Consider the following 23,578-nt stretch of genomic DNA (forward strand, 5'->3'; position numbering starts at 1 on the left):
TTTTTACAATGGGAGAATATGAATTTCCTCCTGCAGAGGATAATTGCCCTCAATAAGTAACCCCTGACGCCCATCAATGCATATGGGATCACCAAAATTAATCCGGTGTCCATGGACCTCTGCATATTCTTCTGTCTCATAGACCTGCAAATCACGACAGCCCACAACACAGGTCTTTTCAAGACGGGTGGCAACCACAGAGGCATGACTGGTCTGCCCTCCTCTGGAGGTTATCAACCCATCGGCCATGGAAATTTCACGTATATCCTCAGGAACAGTATCCTGGCGAAGAAGAATCAGCACACTATCCGGTTCTTTTTCCCGTAACTGACGAATATTTTTTACCGTAAACACCGCTTTGCCGGAAAGGGCTGACCCTGAAACGCCAATGCCCTTGGTCATGATATGTCGATGGGCCTGGTCACTGTCAACAAAGACATTGAGGTGTTCTTTTTTCTTGATCGTGATCATGTCTCTGGTCTGGAGAATATACAAATCCTCAGGTTCCGGACCTTCAAAGGTGAATTCAATCTCCTGGGGATTCCAGCCCTTGTCATAAACAAGATTACGGCTTATCTCCAGTAGGCGGGCATATATTTGGGGGAACTTTAATTCCAGACTGTTAGCGGCATCACGCCCATCCAATTCAGATTGTTCCACAGATACCGGATAACTGGTGACCAGACCGGAAACGATATCTTCTCCCTGATCTCCGGGAGCATAATCACCCCAGAGGGCAACCCTTCGCACTTTACGATAGGGGTGTGCGGTGAATAACACACCACTGCCGGCCTCCTGGGTCAGATTGCCATAGACCATGGCCTGGACAATCACTGCAGTCCCCCAGTCATCGGAGACATCCATGAGTCGTCGATACTCCCGAGCTTTGTGGGCGTTCCAGGAATCCAAAACGATTTCCACAGCACCGATGAGCTGCAGCCAGGGATCTTCCGGCATGCCATAACCACGATTTCGCACAGCCCTCTGATACAGCAAAGCCAGTTCACGCATGGCCGCAGGGGTAAAATCCCGTTTAAGATGCACCTGGTGGGTCTGTTTGTGCTCATTCATCAATTCCTGGAAATCTTCACGATCCATGCCGTGGGACATACCCCAGGACTGTAAGAAGCGTCGGAAATTATCCCACACAAAATAGCTTTTATCAGGGTATGCAGCGACAAACTCATCAACAAGTTCCTGGTTGGTTCCCACATTATGAATGGTGGTCATCATGCCGGGCATGGAAATGGCTGATCCGGATCGAACCGAAAGTAAAAGAGGCTTGTGCGGAGACCCGAACACCGTACCTGTTAACTGCTCAATCTTGGTAATGGAAGCCCTAACCTGCTGCATAAACTCATCCCGGGCCCTGTCAAACTTGCGAACCGCAGTATAGCAACGAAAAATCTCCGAAGTTATGATGAACGCTGGCGGTACCGGCTTTTCATCCCGGGCCAGTATCACCAGGTTAAAGCCTTTGTTTCCCAGATGAATCAGATTGTGGGTACGCATGTTTTCATCATGTAACGCACTGATGGCTTTTTCCGGATTATAGGTCATGAGCAGATCCAGGGTCTGTTCATCCAGCAAATCTTTCTGGGCCTCCAAGGTTTGGATAATTTTACTGATAAAATTATCCAGGTGCTGCAGGCCAAAGGCAGTGGAGATCAGTTCCCGGAAAAAGCTCTCCGATATCCGCAACACTGATTCAGGAATATTCTTTTCATCAAACAGACAATGGTATTTATTCAGCAGATTGTCCTTACCGACCTGTGGGATAATGATGGAAAGGTTGTTTTGATGAATATTGGTATAATACGCATATATGATGTCCTTGACAGACTCTGAAAAACCTCGAATAATATCAAGATGTTGCGTGTATGAAAACCGCTTAATACCGATGGATGATCCGAGAAGACTGATATAGGTATCCAGTTTACGACTGGTAATACCATCTATCTGCAAGGCACGCGAAAAAAGCCGCAGACAACGTAGAATGTGAATAAAGGTTGCCTGGGTAATAAAAGAGAGATTTACCGTCTCAAACAACCGCTCAAGGTAAATATTTGCCAGGCTTTCCATTCGAAAGGTAAGTCCCAGGGCATCAAACTTTCGTTCTGAATAGCGCCCATAGACAGAAGGGATATCCACCGCAATATGCCGCTTGTAATATATTTCTTCCTTGGGCTCAAACTGCTGATCACTGAGAATGATCTGGTGCAGGTGCTCCAACTGTTTCAGGAGTTCCTCCAGACACCGGAAAGGGTCGTTCTTCTCCAGCACATGCAGCAATCTCTCCAACTCAGGAAAACCGTTATACATGGCATGCTGGAGTTGCATACGCAGTTCAGGTAGACTCAGGTTGTATTTTTGGTGCAGTAATTTATACATTTTCACCAGCAGGTCGAACCGTTTTATCTCCCTTTCATCAAGATCATCCTGCCTGTCCAGAAATCTGTGTCTTTCCTCCTCTGCCCATTCCAGGATCTGGTCCATACGGGTAAAACGCAGCTCACCCTTTATACGCTGGGCAAGGGTGTGCTGATCATCCACAAAAGGACCGCTGGTAGCCACCTGCTTGAGTACTTCCTCGGGCAGATAATCCTTTAAGTATTCTTTTTCTAAAGTTATCCAGAAGGTGAAAATAGCCTCTATAAAACCAACAATGAGATTGCTCGATTCCACATGCGCCTGTTTACGGAGAAAATGAATCAAAACATCTTTGCGTTTGTGAATTTCATCAATTTCCGTGGAAACATCCCGCAACTCGCCCTCTGCCCCAATCTCGTTAAAAAAGACCGGCATTAATTTGGTGAACTGTTTTGCGAGATTGTATATTGGCTCAATGGGGTGATTGAGCAGCGCCGTAATATCCCGTTGAAAAAGATCTGTGTCTTTTACACAAATCCCGGTGAGGCGAATATTGATAATAAGTGCAGAAAAAAGCGTGGAACACCATTTCGGTTCCTGCTGAATCAAATTCAGCCAGATTCTGATATTACTCAAATGGGCAGGATTGGCTATGGGTTGCCAGTCTTCATCCACTCCTCGAAAATTGGCATACTGAAAGCCAAAACGGACTGCTTCCCACAAAAAGGCTTCCACCAGACGGGAATTTCCCCTTTTAAACACCTCGTTGCCGATCACCTGTATGCATTGCAGCGATGTGTGGGGATATCTACGCACATTGGCTTTCAGCAAGTGAAATGTTGTAATAAAAAACTGTTCTATATCTTCAAAACTCTGGCTGCGGATCAGGTGCACCAGGGAACGGTTGATTTCCCGCAGCGTCTCCTCGTGAATCAGGTACAAGCCCCCGGTATCCATAATCCGAAAGAGAAAGAGTAATTTACGATTCTCCAGAAACTGCGCTTCATCAGGATTATCCTTATCTCCGACCAGTTGGGTGGGAATGGCCCTATACAAACGAACAATATCCATATGGTTGGGTAAAGCCAGGATAGTTTCCAGACCACTGAGCGTATCCTTGTGCATATCCACGACACTGACATACTCCAGATGTTCCCGGATAACTCCATGGGAAATAGCGATCAATTTATCACCTGCATGCCAGTTGTTACAATACTCACCGCATTGCTCTTCAAACCAGGGCAGAGGATCTTCTTCCCCAAGCCAATATTCATAATTTTTCTGTAGAATGCGCTGCATCAATTTGGCGAGATCAAGCAACTCAAACTCCTGTTCCGGAAGCTGCTTATGTAGCTGCACTACCTGCTTGACCAGCCTGCGCACGGGATGATGTCCCTGCACGATCATCATCATAACGGCGGGCATGGTGTCATTCAGTCCGTGCAGCTTGCGAAAAAAACAATTCAGCTCTGTGTGGTAGCGAACCAGACCTTCCGGAGAAAGCGATTTGACAAGCTTATCAGCATAGGCAAGCATAGCCTCAATGATCCGCGATACAAGCTGCTCATTTTTTATCGAATCATGCAGGGCCTCAAAAAAAATGGAGGTCAGTAAAGTGAAGGCATGTGGCCCCTGCTCATGCTTAACAAAATGAGGAATATTTTTGAGCACATAGGCACGAAGCTCAGGAAGAATCATTTTCCAGTTACGAAATGGATGACTGATCTCGTAGAGCAAGCCTTCCAACTTGGTTGAGAGTCCCTGATAATTCTGTACAATTTCCTGTAAAGGGATATACTTGGGATCTATTTCGACTTCCTGCGCAGTTTCCTGCAGATTTGCCTTCAGAGCATCTGACTGAATAGCCAGGGATTGATCATCGGATTTCATGATTCAGCCTCGGAAAAGAGAAAACAGGTTCATTGAGACAGCAGTATATACTGAGTGTAAAACGGATCAAAAAATATGTCAGCACCTGTTTTACTGTTAAGACAATAAGCAAGCGATAACCCCTTACAAAAAAAGATCATGCAAAAGACTCATTTTCAACTCACATTGCCTGCCTGGGCAGCACAAAAACTGGCTCAATCGCCTCTACGGTATGCCACCATAGAAGAACGTATGCAAATCGTGCTCGACTTTGCCGAAGAAAATATCAATCATGAATCAGGCGGTCCTTTTGCAGCCGGAGTTTTTGAACAGGATTCAGGCAAACTTGTCGCCATGGGAGTTAACCGGGTGGTTCCATCCAACTGCTCATCGGCCCATGCAGAAATTATGGCCCTGTCCCTTGCACAGCAAACCTTGGATACGTATGACCTTGGAGGAGAAGACATGCCCGCGCACCAACTGGTGGTCAACTGGTGTCCCTGCGCCATGTGTTTTGGTGCGGTACTGTGGTCAGGGATTCGCTCACTGGTCATTGCCGGGGCAGGCAAAAAACTGGAGCAGATAACCGGTTTCGATGAAGGCCCCATGCCTCCTGAGTGGAAAGAAGAACTCCGCAAACGTGGCATCAGCCTTCAGGAAAATATCCTGCATCAGTTAGCTGTGGAACAGTTTGAACGGTTCGCGGAAAGTGGTCAGCCCGTGTATAACGGACGGCAGGGACAACGTTAACAGTTCCATAGGAACGTGCTCTTTTGCAGAGGTGATAAGGATGTAGGTTTTCTGGTCCGAAAAGGGGCGATATGTTTCGACATCCCGAGCATTTGCAGGATAGCTATTATTTCTCGCGCCCCTTACAAAAAATATCCATTGCCCCTATGCAGGATTGTCCCCCATATAAGGATATCCGGTTACCTTATGGATGATTGATAACAATTTTTCCCGCACAGGGTGATGGGTATTCTTTTTAAAAACCATATGCATTTCAAGGCGCGGCTGCTTTCCCACCAGCCTTTTGAACCTTACCTGTTTCGGAGCTCTTCGAGCGATACTTTCGGGTACTATTGCGATCCCAATGGAGGCGGCCACCAATGAAAGAGAAGCTGCTTTTGTGAATGCTTCCTGTACAATTTTAGGGTTGACTCCATACTCTGAAAAAATGCTCATCCATTCATCATAAAGATGAGGCTGAGATGCACGTGGGAAAAAGATAAAATCCTCCTGAGAAAGTTCTTCTATAGCAATCTGCTTCCTGTGTTCTAATCTGTGCCCTGATGGAAGTGCTAAAGCGTACGACTCTTCATGATACTTGATACAAACAAGACCTTCTGTATCATGTTTAAACAACCGAACAACACCTGCATCAATACCGCCATTCTGCACGGCCTCAAGCTGAACGTTCGTGGGCATCTCCATCAATTCAAAACGCACCTTCGGATAGGTCTGTTTAAATTCTTTTATAATCTCTGCCAGAGGAGTATCCAGGGCCGGCCCTATATAGCCTAAGGAAAGATGTCCTTCTTTTCCTGCGGCCACTGCCCGTACGTGGTCTCTCGCCCGATCAATGGAAGACAATATAGCCTTTGCTTCTTCAAGCAAAAGTCGACCTTCCGGGGTGAGTGAAACTGATCGATTGTTCCTCTGAAACAAACTGACCCCAAGCTCCTCTTCAAACTTCATGATTTGCTGACTCAGAGGAGGCTGGGACATGTTCAGCCGTTTTGCAGCTCTACCAAAATGTAATTCTTCTGCCACGGCAACGAAATATTTAAGCTGTTTTGTATCCACAATTAAGACGAAAAAAGTATTACAGTTATATTTTAAATATATTTTACATATCAAAAATATAGCCATATTGTTCTGGAAAGTCAAAAATACTTCCAATGGAGAATCAACATGGTAAATACCATCAGTACAGTAGCGCTCGGAAACAGTTCAATCACACTCTCAAGGCAGGGACTGGGATGTATGGGGCTGAGCGAATTCTATGGAGAGCCGGTACAGAAAGCTGAGGGGATTCGTTTAATACATCATGCCCTTGACCTGGGGGTCACGTTTTTTGATACTGCCGATATGTATGGAAATGGCCATAACGAACAGTTGCTGGCATCAGCCCTTAAAGGCAAAAGAGAACAGGCCACCATTGCCACCAAGTTTGGTATCGTCAGGGAAGGCGCAAACTATGCACGCAAAATAAACGGCTCCCCTGAATATGTGAGAAAAGCGTGCCACGAAAGTTTACGCAGGCTTGAGACAGATTATATCGATCTCTATTATATTCATCGAATCGATGCGGACACTCCCATTGAGGACACAGTTGGAGAAATGGCGAGGCTTGTGGACGAAGGAAAAATCCGGGCGATTGGAATCTGTGAAGCCTCAGCTCAAACTATTCAAAGAGCACACCAGGAGCATCCTCTTTCAGCTGTTCAATCAGAATACTCAATGTTTACCCGTGATCCGGAACAAGATATCTTACAAATTACCAGAGATTTCAACATAACCTTTGTAGCTTACAGTCCCATCTGCAGGGGGCTGTTAAGCAGCAGTACAGTGAAAAACAATGATCCCAAGGATGTTCGAGCATTTTTTCCCCGTTTTCAGAGTGACGCCTACGACAACAATCAACAGATTGCCCATGAGCTGTCGAAAATAGCTGAAGACAAACACTGCAGCCTGGCCCAGCTCTCTCTTGCCTGGGTTATGGCACAAGGACGACACATTGTTCCAATCCCAGGCACCACTAAAATCAAAAATCTGGAGTCCAACACAGCTGCGAACCAGCTGGTACTGACAGAGACTGACCTGCTTCACATAAATAAAATCCTGGATAGTTCCATTGTCAGCGGGGCTCGATACACAGTTGAAGGTATGAAAGGCGTAAATATATAACTGCAACCAGATAGACCAATGACGCCTAAACTTTTACCTGCCCAACCTTTGAACAGGTTATGATTAGGAAAAAGAGATGGTTATACAGGAAAAATAGTTCTTCCAAAGACTGTGATCAGTTACTAGTATTGTGTCCAGTGGGTACTTTTCTCTTCCATGGTACCCACAAAGGATTCTGCAAAATGCACCTGCAACAATCAGTAATGGATGAACAATGAACCAGGAAGCATACACACAGCTCACCGGATATTTCCAAAAACTCAGTAACATTGGCCACGCTCTGACCTTCCTGCATTGGGACCAGTTAGTAATGATGCCTCCTGGCGGTAACGCAGCAAGGGCATCATCCATAGCAGAGCTCACCTCCCTGCACCATGAGCATCTCACCTCCCCTACGATCAGGGATCTCCTGTTACAGGCAAAAGAAGAGGACCTGACAGAAATAGACAGAACATCTCTACACGAAATGGAGCGTGTCTATCACGAGGCAGTGTGTCTCCCCCAAGATCTTGTAAAAAAGAAGTCACTGGCTGGCTCTCTCTGCGAACAGGGTTGGCGAACACAGCGGGAAAATAATGATTGGCAGGGTTTTCTAAAGAATTTTCAGGAGGTGGTGATGCTGGCCCGTGAAGAGGCACAAGCACGGCTTGCCGCCAATGGCTCAGTCTCCAGCCCTTACGACGCCATGCTCGACCTATACTGTACGGGCGACACCACAGAAGAAATAGAAACAGTTTTTACTGTTCTGCAACAGGAGCTGCCTCAACTAATCGGCAGAATATGTGAACAACAAAAGGCAAAACCGCATATGCAGGGTCCCTTTCCCATAGAGCAACAGAAAAAACTTTGCCGATCATTGATGAGCTGTCTCGGCTTTGATTTTGAGGCAGGTCGGATTGATGTTTCCCTGCACCCTTTCAGTACAGGAGATATGGATGACCAACGTATAACAACCCGTTTTCGTGACAGTGAATTCCTTGAGGCACTTTTGGCGACAGCCCACGAAACTGGTCATGCCAAATATGAAGCAGGCCTGCCGAAAAATTGGCATGGCCTTCCCATTGGTGAGGCCCGCAATATGTGCATTCACGAAAGTCAGAGCCTGCTCTTTGAAAAACATCTCTTTCTTGCCAAACCTTTTTTTCACTTTTTTGTCACGAAAATGCATAAATATCTGCCAACAACCCGTGATATGCATGAGTCCACACTCTATGCGGCCTGTACCCATGTAGAACCGAGTCTGATCAGGGTTGAAGCTGACGAAGCCACATATCCGCTGCATGTGATTTTACGTTTTGAAATCGAACGAGACTTGATTAACGGCAAGATTGAGGCAAAAGACATTCCTGAACTCTGGGATGACAAGATGCAGCAACATTTTGGCCTTGATACCCACGGCAACTATAAAGATGGCTGCCTCCAGGATATCCACTGGGCCGATGGTTCGTTTGGATATTTCCCTTCCTACACCATGGGTGCGGTAAATGCTGCGCAGATCTTCCAGGCCTTTACCAAAGAAACAACTGACTGGCAGGAAGCTTTTGCAACTGGAAATACGGCAGACCTGCGAGAATGGTTACAAAATAAGGTCTGGTCAAAGGCCAGTGGACAGTCCTCCCAGGATATTATCAAGGGGGCTACAGGGATGAAAACAGACGCCAGATCCCTCCTCAATCATCTGAAAAATAGATATTTATAGCATCGAGGCATTAAGACATGCTGACACCACGGAGGTAGTATGGATTTTACCATCTATTTTATAAAGGTGTTTCTCCTGTCCACCTGGCTTGCTGCTCCTTTACTCGCTTTTTTAGGCTTGTTGATAGTAACTCTTGGCTTATGGGTCGGCAAACAGGAAGGATGGGAAAAAACCGAATCCCTGTACTGGGCCTTTGTAACTGCCACCACTGTGGGTTATGGGGACATTCGGCCACAGAGGTCCACAACTCGCCTCTTGTCCATTATTATAGCTTTTACGGGGTTGGTTCTCTCCGGCCTTATCGTTGCCATGGCAGTTAATGCCGCCACTCTGGCTTTCAAACACTACACCAATGAACACCAGATACTTGAAATGCTTAAACTCATAGGCTGATCAGTTAGATCATTACCATGTTACTCCGAAGAGTTGTTATTCCATGCACACTTATGGCGTTCTCCGGGTTAATACAATTTCCACTGTAGAGTCAATCGCAAATGATTCGTGTCATGCTCACAGGTTTTTGCGCTGCCCTGTTTTTCAGCACCACTTTTATCTTAAACCGTGCCATGAGCCTTGAAGGCGGTCACTGGTTCTGGTCTGCATCGCTGCGCTATTTATATATGTTCATTTTTCTTGTACTGGGATTGTCTGTTGCATGCCGGGGCCAGTTACAGGCATTATTCAGGGAATATATGCATCACTGGAAATTCTGGACACTCAGCGGAAGTGTTGGTTTTGGGGGGTTCTATGCACTGCTCTGCCTGGCTGCAGAGCATACCCCAGGCTGGGTTGTAGCCACAACCTGGCAACTTACCATCCTGGCCAGCCTTGTTGTACTCAGGGGTTTTGGTAAAACTTTTTCAGCAAAAGTGTGGGGATACTCTCTCGCAGTATTTTTTGGCGTAGCCCTGGTAAACTTGAGCCAGGCTGAAAATATGCAGTGGCAGACCATTCTTATGGGAACGTTGCCCGTATTGGGTGCAGCCTTCTGTTATCCACTGGGAAACCAGCTTGTCTGGGAGGCTCAAAACAGAAACCCCAGGCTACCAAAAGTTGACCAGGAAGTACTTAGAAGTGGTTTTCGTAAAGTTCTGCTGCTCACCACAGGAAGTATGCCGTTCTGGTTGCTCCTCTATTGCCTTATTCGCCCGCCATTGCCCAGTACAGAACAAGCCGCAGGTGTTGCCCTGGTAGCGTTGTTCTCCGGTATCATCGCAACTACCCTCTTTCTTAATGCCCGCCATATGGCACACAATGCCGGTCAGCTTGCAGCAGCTGACGCAACCCAGGCCAGTGAAGTACTTTTTGCTCTAGTGGGAGAAATACTCTTTCTTGGCGCCCCTACACCAGGAGTGACGGGACTGCTTGGTATCCTGATCACCATTGCCGGTCTTGTGGCTTATGTACGTCATGATCAGTAATACGTATATCCTGCCAACGAAGCTATAGAGAAGAGGGCGAGGAGAAAATAACAGAATTCCGGTGAAACGGCTGATGAAATCTATTACGTTCCATAGTAGGTCCTAACGGGCGTTTTCGTTTTTTCTACACTTGCTATAATACGTTAAAGTAAAGAAAAAATAATTTTGATTTCTAAAAAAGAATCCTTAAATAGGACAAAAACAAAATATCGATGAAACCAAAATTTGCATATATTTACTTAAGCTTTAAAGGAACGCTTCCTTTGAAAGGATATTGGATTTATTGGAATATGCCTTTTCTTGTATTAGCAATTATAGATTACTTCTTGGCAAGACGTGCTATCACATTAGAATCAAATTTTTTCCAAATTATCAACTTACTTATTATTTGGCCATTTTTAGCTATATCTGTAAAGCGATTACATGATTTAGATAAATCTGGATGGTGGATTTTGATTAACTTAGTTCCCGTTATAGGCTCTGCTATATTTTGGCTTATTTTAAGCTTGATGCCAGGAGCAAAAGTAATAAATGATTATTATGAAGAAAAAATTTAATCACTCGTTACCCCTGAACCGCTGAACTACGCGGTTGGATGAACTCCAGGTAAGTTGAAAAAGAATAAATATTGCCCAATTGGATCTACAGGGAAGGCGCAGGTTATCAAACCAACAGGTATTTCCTGCGCACCTCGTCATTTTCACGAAGTTCCTGAATGGTTCCATGATATCTGATGCTACCGTTGTCGATCACGTAAGCGCGGTCAGAGAGCCGTAAGGCCATCTTCTGATTCTGTTCGGCCAGGAGTACGGTAAGGCCGGCTTCCTTGAGAGAAGAGATCTGCTCTTCCAGCGTTTTCACCACAAGGGGAGCCAGCCCCTCAGTGGGCTCATCCAGAAGAAGGAGCTTTGGATTGGTCATGAGCGCACGGGCAATGGTGAGCATCTGCTGTTCGCCTCCGGAAAGGAGGCCAGCTTTACGGTGAGCTATAGGAGCCAATGGCGGGAAAAACTCAAATAGCCGGTCACGGGTCCATTGCGGTTTTCGTTTGGAGACACCTTCTACGATATCCAGATTTTCAGCCACCGTGAGATCAGCAAACACCCGGCGATCGTCAGGCACGTAGCCAAGTCCGAGGCGGGCGATCTCAAAGGGCTTTTTACCGCTGAGGTCTTGATCTTCAAAAAGGACTTTCCCTTGTCTGGGCGGATTGAGGCCCATAATACCTCGCATGGTAGTGCTTTTTCCAGCCCCATTTCGCCCTAGAAGGCATACAACTTCCCCGGGATGAACCTCCAGGGACACCTCGAATAGAATGTGGCTCAAACCGTAATAAACATGGATTCCTTCAACCTTCAGCATTCATCATCTCCAAGATATGCGGCCCTGACTTCGGGATGATTCCGCACAGCATCGGGCCGGTCCTGGATCAGGGTTCTGCCGTGCTGCATGACCATTATCTGGTCGGCCAGGGTAAAAACCATCTCCATATCATGCTCGCAGAAAACAAGAGTGATTCCCATCTCGCTCCTGAGCCGACGCATCAGTTGCAGGACAATTTCAGTTTCTTCAGGGGACATGCCTGCAGTTGGCTCATCCAGGATCAGCAACTCAGGCCGATTGCCCAAAGCCACAGCAATTTCTAGGACCTTGCGGTCACCGTGCGACAGGGTGCCGCTGATACGTCCGGCCTTATCGCCAAGTCCTACAGTTTGCAGGATTTCCCTGGTTTCCTTTACCGCCATGCGCCGAGCATTGGCAAACAGATTAAAGGACCGGCGCTGCCGGGACAGAACCGCCACGCGTACATTTTCAAAAACATCCAGACGGTCAAACACATTTACCACCTGATACGACCGGCTGATACCCAACCGGCAAATAGCATACGGAGGCAGGCTGACAATATCCTTATCCTTGAACCGGATGCTGCCACGATCCGGCGTAATCTGACCGGTGATCAAATGAAACAGGGTTGTTTTGCCTGCACCGTTGGGCCCAATAACAGCAGTAATCTCTCCCTGAGCGGCATGAAGATGGGCATCACTCACCGCCATGAACCCGTCAAATGATTTCTGAAGTGCTGTAACCTGCAGCATTGTCAGTTCTCCTCCGAACGGGAAATCTTTATCCATCGTTCCATAAAAAATCCAAGTACCCCCTGGGGCAGCAACAGGATGAGCATCATGAGCACAATTCCCAGCACCATGGTCCAGTACTCGGTGTAGATCCCTACAAAGGTCTGAAGGGACACAATAACCGCAGCTCCCAGCATGGGGCCGAAAAAGGTGAACCAGCCCCCCAACAGACACATGATCAGAATCTCCAGGGAAAGGGTCCAGAACATCAGTTCCGGGAAAACCGAACCTTCCACCGTAACAAACAGACTTCCTGCGATTCCGGCAAAGGCTCCCGCAATGACCATGCCTATAAGCTGGTGAACGCGGACATTGACACCAATGGCCTCGCACCGGACAGGATTGTCCCGAACGGCCTGAAAAGTCATACCAAAGGGGGAACGGATAATCCGGTAGAGAATGAACAGAGAAACCACTGTGACAGCCAGGGTAAAATAGTACGCCCCGACCCCTGAAGAGATCGCATCCGGTACGGGAATACCGTGGATGCCGTCATCACCTCCGGTAAAATTATACCAGCGGTAAACGATGGTCCAGACCAGAGAGCCCAGGGAAATCTGCAGCATACCGAAATAGAGTTTCGAAAGGCGCACACACACCACCCCAATAAGTAAACTCAGGATACCTCCGGCAAGGGGAGCAGCAGCGAAAGCCACCCAGGCAGGGGACCCGGTTTTGGTCAGTACCAGGGCAGTGGCATATGCTCCGGTGCCATAAAACACGGCATGGTGGAACTGATACATGCCCCCAAATCCCAGCAGCAGGTTGAGACTGGTGGCAAGAAGCCCCTGTATGAGTATGAGGGAGACCAGGTAGATATAAAAACGTGTGCCGAACTGCGGCAGAAACGCCAAGGCCAACAACAGTACTGCAGGGATCACCAGAGCTTGAAAACGGGATTGAGTCATAAACCTTACCATGTGGATTTGAGCAGTCCCTTGGGCCGAACGAGCAACACTGTTACCACAGCCGCATACGGGAACACTATGGCAAACTGAGGACAAATCAGGATACCGACGGAATCGGTCAGTCCAAAAATCAGGGCTCCCAGGAGTGCCCCCCAGATATTACCAAGTCCACCCACTATAATGATAAGAAAGGTTTCAATGATAATGGCATGATCCATGCCCTGGGTAATGTTCTGGGTAGGGGCAACCAGAGCTCCTCCCAAGCCGGCTAGAAAACAGCCAATGACGAAGACACTGGAAAAAACACGACTGACATTGATTCCCACAGCGCCTACCATTTCCCTGTCCACAGCCGCTGCACGGGCAATTTTACCTATCTTTGTCCGGTTGGTCAGCCACCACAACCCCAGAGCCACCACCGGTCCAAGCATCAGCAGAAAAAGATTGTATCGAGGAAAAGGCAGCCCAAATATGGTTACAAACCCCTTAAGAACCTCAGGTGGAGACAAAGAACGGTAATCTGCCCCCCAAATCAGTTTAACCATGTCATTGAACACCAATGTCAGAGAAAAGGTGAACAATAGCAACATCAGGTGTTCCCGGTCATACAGGTGCCGGAAAATACCCCGCTCTACTGCAAAGCTGACGGCAGCAACAAGAACAGGGGCCACAATCAAAGCAAGCCAGAAGCCAAATGCCCCGCCTCCCAGGGCCATAGCCACGCTATAGGTGACAAAAGCACCTATCATATATAAGGAGCCATGGGCAAGGTTTGGAATGCGCAACACTCCCAGTACCAGGCTGAGTCCAGAGGCCACAATAAACAAAATCGTTGTCCGGCTCAGTCCCACCAGAATCTGCTGCCCCAGGGCGCTCAGTGTCAAATTCGCGGCAAAATCCATGGGTTATTGCCCGCGAGCTGCCTTGATCTCATCCATGCTAGGCATCACTTGATCGCCAGGAATGGTTACGATGTCTGAGGCTTTGAGGAAGTCGTATTCAGGTACTTTTTGGGTAATGCCCATGAACATGGGAAACATCACCTGATGGTCACCTCCTCGCATGGTGAGAGGTCCCACCGGTGAATCGACAGTCATGTCCTCCAGAGCATCAATGAGCTTTTCCGTATCCACCTTTCCCGCCTTTTTATACCCTTCGACGATAAACTTGGCAGTGACATACCCATACATGGCTCCCACTTTGGGTGGCCGGCCATAGGCGGACTGGAAGCTTTCCACAAATGATTTATTTTCTGCGGTTTCAGGATAGTAGAAAAAATAATTGGAGGTACCGATAACATTTTCCGGAGCCTCCTGTCCCAAAGGCATGAGGGTGGACAATTCTGTTGCTGTATGCATGAAAAACGGAACTTTCTGATTGAATCCCGTAGCCTGGGCTGCCTTCAGAAAGGGTACGCAATCCCGGCCACCTGTGGCAATAATCACCGCGTCGGGCTTGGCAGCCAGCATAGCTGTAATATATGGAGTGAAATCAGGCTCTCCCACCTTCCACCAGGATTGCCCAAGGAGTTCAACTTCCGGCTTGAGCTTTTTGAGGTTGTCCCAGACACCTTCGGCAATGGCATGGCCGTATTCATAATCATCCCCGGCGATCCAGTATTTGACATAGGGCTTTTGAGCAAGTCCAACAGCCGCCGCTTTTCCGGCCATGGTAGTGTTCTCATTCATGCCGAAGACATAACGGTTGCCCTTCTCTCCGGTAATCTTAGCGCTTTTGGAAAAGGTGGAAAAAAATGGTATTTTTTCCTTGGCGGACAGATCAGCCAGGGCCAGGGCCAGGGCTGAGTTGATGGTACCCATCAGAATGTCCACACCTTCCCGCATGATCAGTTCCTTGGCTTCCCGAAGGCCCAGATCTACTTTAAACTTACTGTCCCTGGTAGTGAATTCGATGGGTGTGCCCAATACTCCGCCGGCACCATTCACCTGATCCACATACAGCTTAAAGCCGTCGCGCACATCATTGGTATAGGTGCTGGCCGGGCCTGAATAGCAGTCCACGATACCAACTTTGATAGCCTTAGCCCATGCTGACGAACATATCAGTGCCAGCATTCCAGCAATCAACACAACCTTTTTCATAGTTCTCCTCACGCCATTGTTAAATCAAGTATACTGAACCGCCCCTTTTAACAAATATGGGGCAATCCGTCATCGAAGAATTTCTGATATTGATACCCCATCAAGGTAGCCAAAGACATGGATACGGCCATGGAAACCTGTGATCAGACACCCTGGCAAACCTATGAGACCCTGCCACCCCATTTGGACTAGATACTTGTGCTATCAAGCACATGTGCTCTTCGAGGTATACAAAATTGACCTATATTGGGAATGATCTGGTCCTCTCCAAAAATGCACCACTGGCCCGGGAAGGAATCCCTCTCTAGGGGCTACGGAAAAAATAAATCATCCAATCTTGCTCGTCTCTCAACTCGGTAACGTCGCCTCGTCAATGACTCAATACGGCCAGTATGGAACCATTGACGCGACAACGTTACCAAACCGATATCCTACGCAATGTTTGGATATTTATTATTTTCCGCGACCCTAAGTCTTCTGCTCCTTATTCCTGGAGACCAACAACAACCAGGAACGTATTGAAGAAACGGCATTTTTGTACAATCACTGACGACGGCCGAAGGATTGGATATTTTACCCTATCACCGTCTGGGTGAACCAAAATGGAGGCAGCTTGATAAAGTAAACCCAATGGATGTCATCACTCCAACCGGGTAACAATCTTTATCTGCTAGGAGTCTATCGGCAAATCGCATTTTTTCCCCAGATTAAGGCCTTTTCAGGAAATCAAGTATAGGGAAAAAGTATGTTCTCCGACAACCCCCCAGGCTCTTACTCAGAAACATTTGGAACTCGTTCATGTGGACAGGTCTCACCCCACCCACATGAACGAATGCCTGTCAGGGAAAAACGATTATGAAGAAAATAATCATGTACCAGAATCCATGAGTGGGCCGACAAATCGCTGCACAAAGCTTAGATATTCACGCCCACCATTGGTACGACGCTGAATTGATCGATAGACAGACGCCATGACTTTAACAATCTGCTCCCAGGGAACATCTCTCAATTCCTCCTCGATTATACTGCTCATTTTCTCATAGTGTTCCCTTAAAGCAGGGTCGGTTAAAGAATGCCCGGCCCCCTCAAAATGATGGACATCAAAGAACGCCTCCAGCAACTGCAGGGCTGTTCTATCTGTAAAATTTCCTTGCGTTTCAACGTCAAAGGTACAAAATATCGACTCAACCACTTGACCTACACTTTGCAGTTCTATTGACGTAGACATCTGCTCAGTCCCGTAAAAGGGGACTTTGCGGTAATTCTTTTTCTCAGCACTGCCGCTAAAAAAACTACACCCCGTGCATGTTGCAGCATCACGAATCTCACCGCAGCATTTACTGCATATCCACGCCCCATTGGCTTGACATTTCCGTTTTCCCTTCCGGGATTCACAGGTCAAACATTTAGCCACGCTATTCCCCCTTATAAAATTTTTTCAAGTCGAACCAATATACACATTTTCAGTCTGGACATTCTCTTTTTCACGCCCCTTTCTATACCCTATAAAGGGCAAATTTTCGATTACGAACCAGAAGCCACAGGAACCCCCCGATCAATCCCACCATAAACTGGATAGCTCCAAGGGACTCGATAAGATGATGGGGGCAGAGTGAAACCAGAAACATACCTAAGCTGCCCATGATCATGCTGAAAAAGTTAATCAGCGCCGAGGCGGACCCCGTGTCGTGATCCTGCTGGTCGAGCATAAGATTTACCCCTGGCACCCGCATGGTAATAACTGCCAGGGTTGCAGGAGCAAGAGCCAGAGCAAAGAGCCACGGAGACAGATGCCCAAGGGTACCGACAACAATACCACAACACATCAACAACACAAAACAGCCCGAAATAATGACCTTAGTTTGAAGATGCTTTGACAACTTCATATAAAGCATTGGCCCTACCATCGCAAAAAGTGCATTAAAAGCAAAGAAAAAACTAAATCTCTGCGGGCTCAATCCAAATCCGGAGATATAAATAAATGATGATGATGCCAAAAAGGCCATCATGGCCATGGGAACCAGGCAGAAGATGACCAGCAGAAATATAAATCCAGGATTCTTCAGTACCACAGCCAAACGCCCCCAGGAACAAACAATAGAACCTGAATATTTTTCGTCCAACGTTTCCTGGAACAAAAAGGTAATCAAAGCCGCTACTGCACCAATACCGGAAAGAACCAGAAACACCATCCGCCAGGATGCTATTTTCAAGAGAAAGGCACCAAGTACCGGAGCTACCATGGGAGCGATAATCACCATGGACATCACCGTTGCCATGACTTTCTCACGTTCGCGACCATCATAGAGATCTTTAACAATTGCCGTTGCCACCACAGTAATAGCGCTTCCACCGAATGCCTGCAGAATACGTGATACAATAAGCTGCTCGATATTCAGGGAGGAGGCACAGAAAATACTGGCGATAATGTACCCACCGATACCTGCCAGCAAAATGGGTTTACGACCAAATTTCTCACTAAGAGGCCCCCAGAAAAGCAAGCCCCCTGCATAAAAAACAAAAAACATACTCAGTGTCATATTCACCTTGGAATGACTGGTAGCCAACGCTTCGACCATCTGCGGCATAGCTGGCAAATATAGATCGGTTGAAAGTGGAGGAAAGGCGCTTATCAGTGCCAGGAACAGCAAGGTTCCTGTATTACCAAGATTTTTTTGTGGTTTTTTCAAAGAGGTTCTCCTCATCGAGCATAAATATTTTTTTCCTAAAAACAACAGGTTTTGTGCATTTTTTTTGCATGTCTATTTACCTGACACAATATGCCTTGTAACAACCTATTGTTTTTATGTACATCCATTAACACGCAACCCAACAATTACGCAGAAAAAATTCCATTTTTGAAATAAAACATAACTATACAGCACAAAATTGTTCTAAACCCATCTCAAATCATCCATGTTGTAATGAAACACACATCACTGAAAAAACTCCTTGCTTTGGCCTCCCCCTTACGATCCGGCGATGTACTTGCTGGCATTGCTGCGGAAAACGAAGAAAAACGTGTCCGGGCGCAAATGACGCTTGCAGAAGTACCGCTCAAAAGATTTCTTGAAGAACCGGTTATCCCGTATGAAGAAGACGAGGTTACCCGCCTGATTCTGGATGAACATGACCAGGAAGCCTTTGCCCCTATTAGCAGTCTTACGGTGGGTGACTTTCGAAACTGGCTGCTTTCCGATGTGGCCGACAGTGTAACGCTTGCAAAGCTTGCCCCTGCCATTACTCCCGAAATGGCTGCTGCGGTGTCCAAGCTGATGCGGCTGCAGGACCTTATTCTGGTGGCATCGAAATGCAGAATAACAACGAAATTTCGGAATACCATAGGAACACCGGGTACATTTTCAGTACGCCTGCAGCCCAACCACCCCACCGACGATCTCACTGGGATTGCTGCATCCACCCTTGATGGCCTGTGTTACGGATGCGGAGATGCCGTAATCGGCATTAACCCTGCCACAGACAACATAGACAATATCTGCAACCTGCTTCACATGCTCAGCGACCTGATAGAGAACTACTCTATCCCCACTCAAAGCTGTGTACTAACCCATGTGACCACCACTTTAGAAGCCATAGAAAGAGGTGCACCTGTTGATCTCTGTTTTCAATCCATCGCCGGTACCCAGAAGGCAAATACCGGCTTCGGCATTAACCTGGCCCTTCTGCAACAGGCCCACGAGGCCACCCTGGCACTCAATCGCGGCACGGTTGGCACCAATGTCATGTATTTTGAAACCGGCCAGGGAAGTGCATTATCTGCGAATGCCCATCACGGAGTAGATCAACAGACTCTTGAGGCACGGGCTTATGCAGTTGCCAGGAAATTCAGTCCCCTGCTGGTCAATACAGTGGTGGGATTTATCGGACCGGAGTATCTCTATGACGGTAAACAGATCCAGCGGGCAGGTCTGGAGGACCACTTCTGCGGCAAACTTCTCGGGCTGCCCATGGGAGTTGATATCTGCTATACCAACCACGCCGAGGCAGATCAGGACGACATGGACACCTTGCTCACCCTGCTCGGAACAGCAGGATGCACGTTCATCATGGGTGTTCCGGGTGCTGACGATATCATGCTCAATTACCAGTCCACCTCCTTTCACGATGCCGCCTACATACGCAAGCTCCTGGGATTGCGCGCAGCACCTGAATTTGAAAACTGGCTGCAGTCCATGTCCATCCACTCAAAGACCGGGAGCCTGCAACCCATTCTGAAATCCAACAGACTCCTTGAACTCTCAGCAAAAAAAATATCATGAACCAGAGCAGTAAACCCTATATAGTCAGTGATCCGTGGGCAAAATTACAACAGTTCACCGATGCGCGCATCGGACTTGGCCGGTGTGGCACCAGTATGCCGACGGAAGAAGTCTTGAAGTTCAAACTCTCCCATGCTCAAGCGCGGGATGCTGTCCATCAACCTGTGCAGACGGAGGCTATGGCCAGCAAACTACAGCAAAACGGATTTACACCTCTGGTTCTGCACTCAAGTGTTCAGGATCGCAGCGAATACTTGACCCGACCGGACAAAGGCAGGAGTTTAAGCCAGAATTCTGTTGATCTCCTCACACATGAACAGACTGGCTATGATATCTGCGTTGTTATCTGTGATGGTCTATCCGCTCCTGCCATCCACGAGAGCGCCCTTGACGTGACCATACATTTTCTCAACATTGTTCGTCAGTCAACCTTAACAGCCTCTCCGGTCTGTATGGTCACCAATGGTCGTGTAGCCATAGGCGACCAGATAGGCCACCTGCTGCAGGCCAGAATGGTTGTTCTTCTCATTGGAGAGCGTCCCGGTCTCAGTTCTCCCAACTCCCTTGGTGCGTATCTCACCTATGCACCATTGCCGGGACTTACCGATGAATCGAGAAACTGTATCTCCAATATCAGGAAAGGAGGCATGTCAACCGGGGAAGCTGTACGAAAAATAGCCTACCTGGTTGAAGAGGCTTTTACTTTAAAACACTCAGGAGTTGCTCTCAAAGACCGGATGAACAGTGACTATATACCATTGCTCTCTTTTCAATCCAAGGTAATCTGAACCTGCGAATCTTGCTTCGAGTTATTTGGAGGGGTATGCCGGAAGCTATGCTCCTCCAATGCCTCTTCGCTCTTCGGCCTTTGCAACAGCAGCCAAGAGCTCTCCAAAGGTAAACGGTTTGGCAAGGAAATCCAGAACACCTTTACGAAAGGATTCTTTCGCTGTCTCCATGGTAGCAAAACCCGTTATGACGATAACCTCGGTTTCCGGCTTCATATCTTTCACCTCAGAGAGAAACTCCATCCCATCTATGCCTTCCATCTTGAGATCGGTGATAACCAGATCAAAGGGATGTGTACGAAACCTTTCCAGCGCTTCGCTGCTTTTCACAAAAGTTTCAACATAATATCCTTTTTGCATGAGAATCGGCTTGAGACGTTTGGTCACAATGGGTTCATCGTCAAGTACCAGAATCCGCAACTGTTCATTGCTTTCCATATGCTACCTCCTCTGCCGGGCTAGACTGCGCCTTGATTTGTGCAAACCGCTCAACATACTGACTCACCAGTGCCTCGTTAACCAGTTTCACATCCAGCTGCCTGGTAAAGCTGACCAATGCTCCGAGGATACCTATTTTTTCCAGGGTAGCATGCAGAGAAGCGCCTTTTATACGTCCGACGACCAAATCACCTTTACTGGCCACCATGAAATCGTGGGCTATCAGTATCTGCCTGATCATGCGTCCGCGACGTGATCGTCTTTTGGGATCAGTCACACCGCCGAAGAATCTAAAATACACGTAATTTTCCATTGCTCTCTCCGAACAGATACTGTCGATCATAGAAAAATGATACCCCAATCTCAGGCTCACATTCATATAATCTCCAGCGGTGACAGCCAGGTTCTGTCCCACAAAGCGAGGATCAGCCGCGTTGGTGGTAAACGTTTTTGTCATGCTAGACATAAAACTCTTCATATCAACTTCCACCGGGGTTCTCTCCCATAATCCCTCGATACACATTCCCTTTGCAAAAGCCTGGAGAGGAGCACTTTTCACGCTCTCCAGCGTCAATGGCCCTGAACAGCCTTTCCCGCGGCATAAACCAAAATCAATAACTGTCAGATCAAGGGGAATATCCAGCTGTAACGTTCTTGAATGTGTCTTTAAAAAACCGTCATTGGCAAAATTACTTTCAACAAGCACTTCAACTGATTTTTCATGCACAAAACGGATAAGATCGTGCAATGTCTTGCAGGATTCAGGCTTAAATGACGAGGCAGCGGGGTCGACCAGGGTAAGCGGATTGATTTTCTTTAATAATCTGCGCAGGACACGAAACTCATAGGTTTGCTCGAATGGCTCCTCCACAAATTGATAGTAACACAATTCAGAGAGCAACCCTCCGTAGACCCTTCGTTCCTTGGCGTCCAGGGTAATTTCCATACCTGTTTTCAGAATCTTGGTAGCCTGTTGGGTATTTATAAGCATGGGAATTCGATATTCCCTGGCAATGGTCGAAAGGTGGCCGATGGGAGAGCCGATATCTGTAATCACTCCGTTCACGCGTTGCAGCACCCTGGCAAAGCTCGGTGAAGAAAAATGGGCTACCAGAATCGCCCCCTGGGGAGTAACGTCCAGTTCCTCCTCTGAACGGACATTATGTACAATCCCGATGCCCACACCTTCATGGACCACATCTCCGACCCCATCGAGTAACAAAGGGAACCCCTCGCCCAGTTCTGAAAAATCACAAATTAACGTGGGAGCGCTCTGCTCAATGTTCAATAGACGGCTTTGCAAAATAACCAGGCTGTTATTTTCATCAATGGCGAATTCAATATCCTGTGGGTGACGAAAGTACTTTTCCAACCGCATGGCTGTATCGACAATTTTCCGTATCTCTGCTACCTGAAGGCTGGGACGATCACGCAGCCGCGAATTGAGAGCGAGCGTTCTTACGCCGTTACCGTTTTTACGTCTCTTGATGATTGTACTCTTATGAACAAGGTCCATGCCAACAATCTCATACGGTGGTTTTCGTGAGACATGGAATTGGTCAGCTGGCTGTTTTCCTCCCACAAGATCGGCTCCAAGACCAAAGGTAGAGGCTATAAGCAATTGATCCTTCTTGGGTTCAAACGCATTGAGGGAGTATACAACGCCACTGACACGCGCTGCTATCATCTCCTGTACGCCAACGGCCATGACAGCCTCTGACTCACGGATATTGTTCCGCCTGCGGTATTCCATGGCACGAGGTGAATACAGACTGGCCACAACCTGCAGGTAGGCGTCACATACTTCTGAAGGTGTGACATTAAGCAGGCTTTCATATTGCCCTGCAAAAGAATGCTCACTATCCTCACCGATGGCACTGGAACGAACGACAAACCGCAAATCCTCTTTCCGGTGGGAATGTGAGGAAATAGCCGCAACTGCCCTGGAGATACTTTTACTAATGGATCTGGGGAGGGTCACGCCACAAATAAATTGCTCCAGTTCCCGGGAAGCATCAACGGTAGGTCTGCCCTCTTCCCACTGCTGCAAAATATTCCGTACCCGTTCACCATTTTCACCCTGGCGAAGAAGCTTATCAAAACAATGGGTTGTAATAGCAAAACCGCGGGGCACACGGATATCGAAGAGGCTAGTGAGCACTCCAAGGTTTCCATTCTTGCCGCCGACAAGTGTTGCCAGGGTATCATCGATATGTTCATACCCAATGATATCATCGCCTTCCGGAATCACCAATTCCCCACTTAACTCACTGTCAAGATCCGCTCGTATCCTGTTATAGACTGGAAAGAGGGAATGAAACTTACCCGGAACCATACAGTCGAGATGATAGATCATTGTATAAACAGATTCGGCAACCTTTTCAGTACTTGAGGCAATATAGGTGCGGTCAAAAACAAACTCTCCGCCCATTTTTGCTCCCATATCAGCCATGATTTCGAGTGCACGGTTATTTTCTTTGATCAATTTGCGAAAATGCTCAAACGTATGGGGAAAAGGCAGGGTGGAACGCCGCTCCATAAACTGTAATTTGTTCCAGAAACGCTGCAGGCCTGTTGTGTATTTCATTCTTTTGCTCTCTTCCCATATACGACCTGAGATAACTGTTCACAGTTCACATGATCTTTCCGCAATCAACC

The 23,578-nt window shown here is 47.4% G+C and carries 19 protein-coding genes; 8 read left to right on the forward strand and 11 right to left on the reverse strand.

Translation table 11 applies throughout. From position 1 onward, the window contains the following. Positions 1-3: 3 nt before the first annotated feature. Positions 4-4,260, reverse strand: a complete 4,257-nt coding sequence (locus G493_RS0110215; RefSeq protein ID WP_028580299.1) for a PEP/pyruvate-binding domain-containing protein — start codon at positions 4,258-4,260, stop codon at positions 4-6. A gap of 138 nt (positions 4,261-4,398) precedes the next feature. On the opposite strand from G493_RS0110215, the gene G493_RS0110220 reads away from it, so the two are divergent. Beyond that, complete coding sequence (locus tag G493_RS0110220; protein WP_028580300.1) at positions 4,399-4,989, forward strand: nucleoside deaminase; 591 nt, start codon at positions 4,399-4,401, stop codon at positions 4,987-4,989. A gap of 144 nt (positions 4,990-5,133) precedes the next feature. Here G493_RS0110220 and G493_RS0110225 read toward each other — a convergent pair whose 3' ends face one another. Beyond that, a complete protein-coding gene (locus G493_RS0110225; protein WP_028580301.1) occupies positions 5,134-6,045 on the reverse strand; it encodes a LysR family transcriptional regulator in 912 nt (303 codons plus the stop codon). A 108-nt stretch (positions 6,046-6,153) separates the two neighbouring features. On the opposite strand from G493_RS0110225, the gene G493_RS0110230 reads away from it, so the two are divergent. From G493_RS0110230 to G493_RS28770, 5 genes are all read left to right on the forward strand, one after another. Continuing rightward, positions 6,154-7,149 carry an aldo/keto reductase gene (locus tag G493_RS0110230; RefSeq protein ID WP_153306473.1) on the forward strand — a complete coding sequence of 332 codons (996 nt, stop codon included), beginning with the start codon at positions 6,154-6,156 and terminating at the stop codon, positions 7,147-7,149. Positions 7,150-7,363: 214 nt separating this feature from the next. Continuing rightward, entirely contained in the window at positions 7,364-8,848 is a 1,485-nt protein-coding gene (locus G493_RS0110235; RefSeq protein ID WP_028580303.1) for a carboxypeptidase M32, read from the forward strand. Between the two features lie 39 nt (positions 8,849-8,887). After that, positions 8,888-9,241 carry a potassium channel family protein gene (locus tag G493_RS0110240; protein ID WP_028580304.1) on the forward strand — a complete coding sequence of 118 codons (354 nt, stop codon included), beginning with the start codon at positions 8,888-8,890 and terminating at the stop codon, positions 9,239-9,241. Between the two features lie 101 nt (positions 9,242-9,342). Then, positions 9,343-10,269, forward strand: coding sequence for a DMT family transporter (locus G493_RS0110245; protein ID WP_028580305.1), 927 nt, complete (start codon positions 9,343-9,345; stop codon positions 10,267-10,269). Positions 10,270-10,481: 212 nt separating this feature from the next. Further along, positions 10,482-10,826: a DUF805 domain-containing protein gene (locus tag G493_RS28770; protein WP_051309204.1), complete on the forward strand. Its 345-nt coding sequence runs from the start codon at positions 10,482-10,484 to the stop codon at positions 10,824-10,826. A gap of 106 nt (positions 10,827-10,932) precedes the next feature. Here the strand turns inward: G493_RS28770 and G493_RS0110255 are convergent, their stop codons facing one another. The 7 genes from G493_RS0110255 to G493_RS0110285 form a co-directional block, all read right to left on the reverse strand. After that, positions 10,933-11,631, reverse strand: coding sequence for an ABC transporter ATP-binding protein (locus G493_RS0110255; protein WP_028580306.1), 699 nt, complete (start codon positions 11,629-11,631; stop codon positions 10,933-10,935). Beyond that, positions 11,625-12,365: an ABC transporter ATP-binding protein gene (locus tag G493_RS0110260; RefSeq protein WP_028580307.1), complete on the reverse strand. Its 741-nt coding sequence runs from the start codon at positions 12,363-12,365 to the stop codon at positions 11,625-11,627. The genes G493_RS0110255 and G493_RS0110260 overlap by 7 nt, the downstream gene beginning before the upstream one ends. Before the next feature lie 2 nt (positions 12,366-12,367). Continuing rightward, positions 12,368-13,312, reverse strand: a complete 945-nt coding sequence (locus tag G493_RS28775; protein WP_153306474.1) for a branched-chain amino acid ABC transporter permease — start codon at positions 13,310-13,312, stop codon at positions 12,368-12,370. 5 nt (positions 13,313-13,317) lie between these two features. Further along, positions 13,318-14,214 carry a branched-chain amino acid ABC transporter permease gene (locus G493_RS0110270; RefSeq protein WP_028580308.1) on the reverse strand — a complete coding sequence of 299 codons (897 nt, stop codon included), beginning with the start codon at positions 14,212-14,214 and terminating at the stop codon, positions 13,318-13,320. Between the two features lie 3 nt (positions 14,215-14,217). Continuing rightward, positions 14,218-15,414, reverse strand: coding sequence for an ABC transporter substrate-binding protein (locus G493_RS0110275; protein WP_153306475.1), 1,197 nt, complete (start codon positions 15,412-15,414; stop codon positions 14,218-14,220). Between the two features lie 868 nt (positions 15,415-16,282). Next, the gene (locus G493_RS0110280; RefSeq protein ID WP_028580310.1) at positions 16,283-16,828 is read right to left on the reverse strand and encodes a hypothetical protein; all 546 of its coding nucleotides are present in this window, start codon (positions 16,826-16,828) and stop codon (positions 16,283-16,285) included. A gap of 82 nt (positions 16,829-16,910) precedes the next feature. Continuing rightward, on the reverse strand, positions 16,911-18,104 hold the full coding sequence (locus G493_RS0110285; RefSeq protein ID WP_205623666.1) for a multidrug effflux MFS transporter: 1,194 nt from the start codon (positions 18,102-18,104) through the stop codon (positions 16,911-16,913). Positions 18,105-18,338: 234 nt separating this feature from the next. On the opposite strand from G493_RS0110285, the gene G493_RS0110290 reads away from it, so the two are divergent. Together G493_RS0110290 and eutC are read left to right on the forward strand one after the other, a co-directional pair. Continuing rightward, positions 18,339-19,694 (forward strand): ethanolamine ammonia-lyase subunit EutB, encoded by a 1,356-nt coding sequence (locus G493_RS0110290; protein WP_028580312.1) that lies wholly within the window; start codon positions 18,339-18,341, stop codon positions 19,692-19,694. Beyond that, positions 19,691-20,482: an ethanolamine ammonia-lyase subunit EutC gene (eutC, locus tag G493_RS0110295; RefSeq protein WP_028580313.1), complete on the forward strand. Its 792-nt coding sequence runs from the start codon at positions 19,691-19,693 to the stop codon at positions 20,480-20,482. Before G493_RS0110290 ends, eutC begins: the two co-directional genes overlap by 4 nt. Positions 20,483-20,527: 45 nt before the next feature. Here eutC and G493_RS0110300 read toward each other — a convergent pair whose 3' ends face one another. Beyond that, the gene (locus G493_RS0110300) at positions 20,528-20,920 is read right to left on the reverse strand and encodes a response regulator (protein ID WP_028580314.1); all 393 of its coding nucleotides are present in this window, start codon (positions 20,918-20,920) and stop codon (positions 20,528-20,530) included. Then, a complete protein-coding gene (locus G493_RS28780) occupies positions 20,907-23,507 on the reverse strand; it encodes a PEP/pyruvate-binding domain-containing protein (protein ID WP_051309207.1) in 2,601 nt (866 codons plus the stop codon). The genes G493_RS0110300 and G493_RS28780 overlap by 14 nt, the downstream gene beginning before the upstream one ends. Positions 23,508-23,578 lie beyond the last annotated feature (71 nt).

It is taken from the genome of Desulfogranum japonicum DSM 18378, from assembly GCF_000429945.1.
GTDB classification, from domain to species: Bacteria; Desulfobacterota; Desulfobulbia; order Desulfobulbales; family Desulfobulbaceae; genus Desulfogranum; species Desulfogranum japonicum.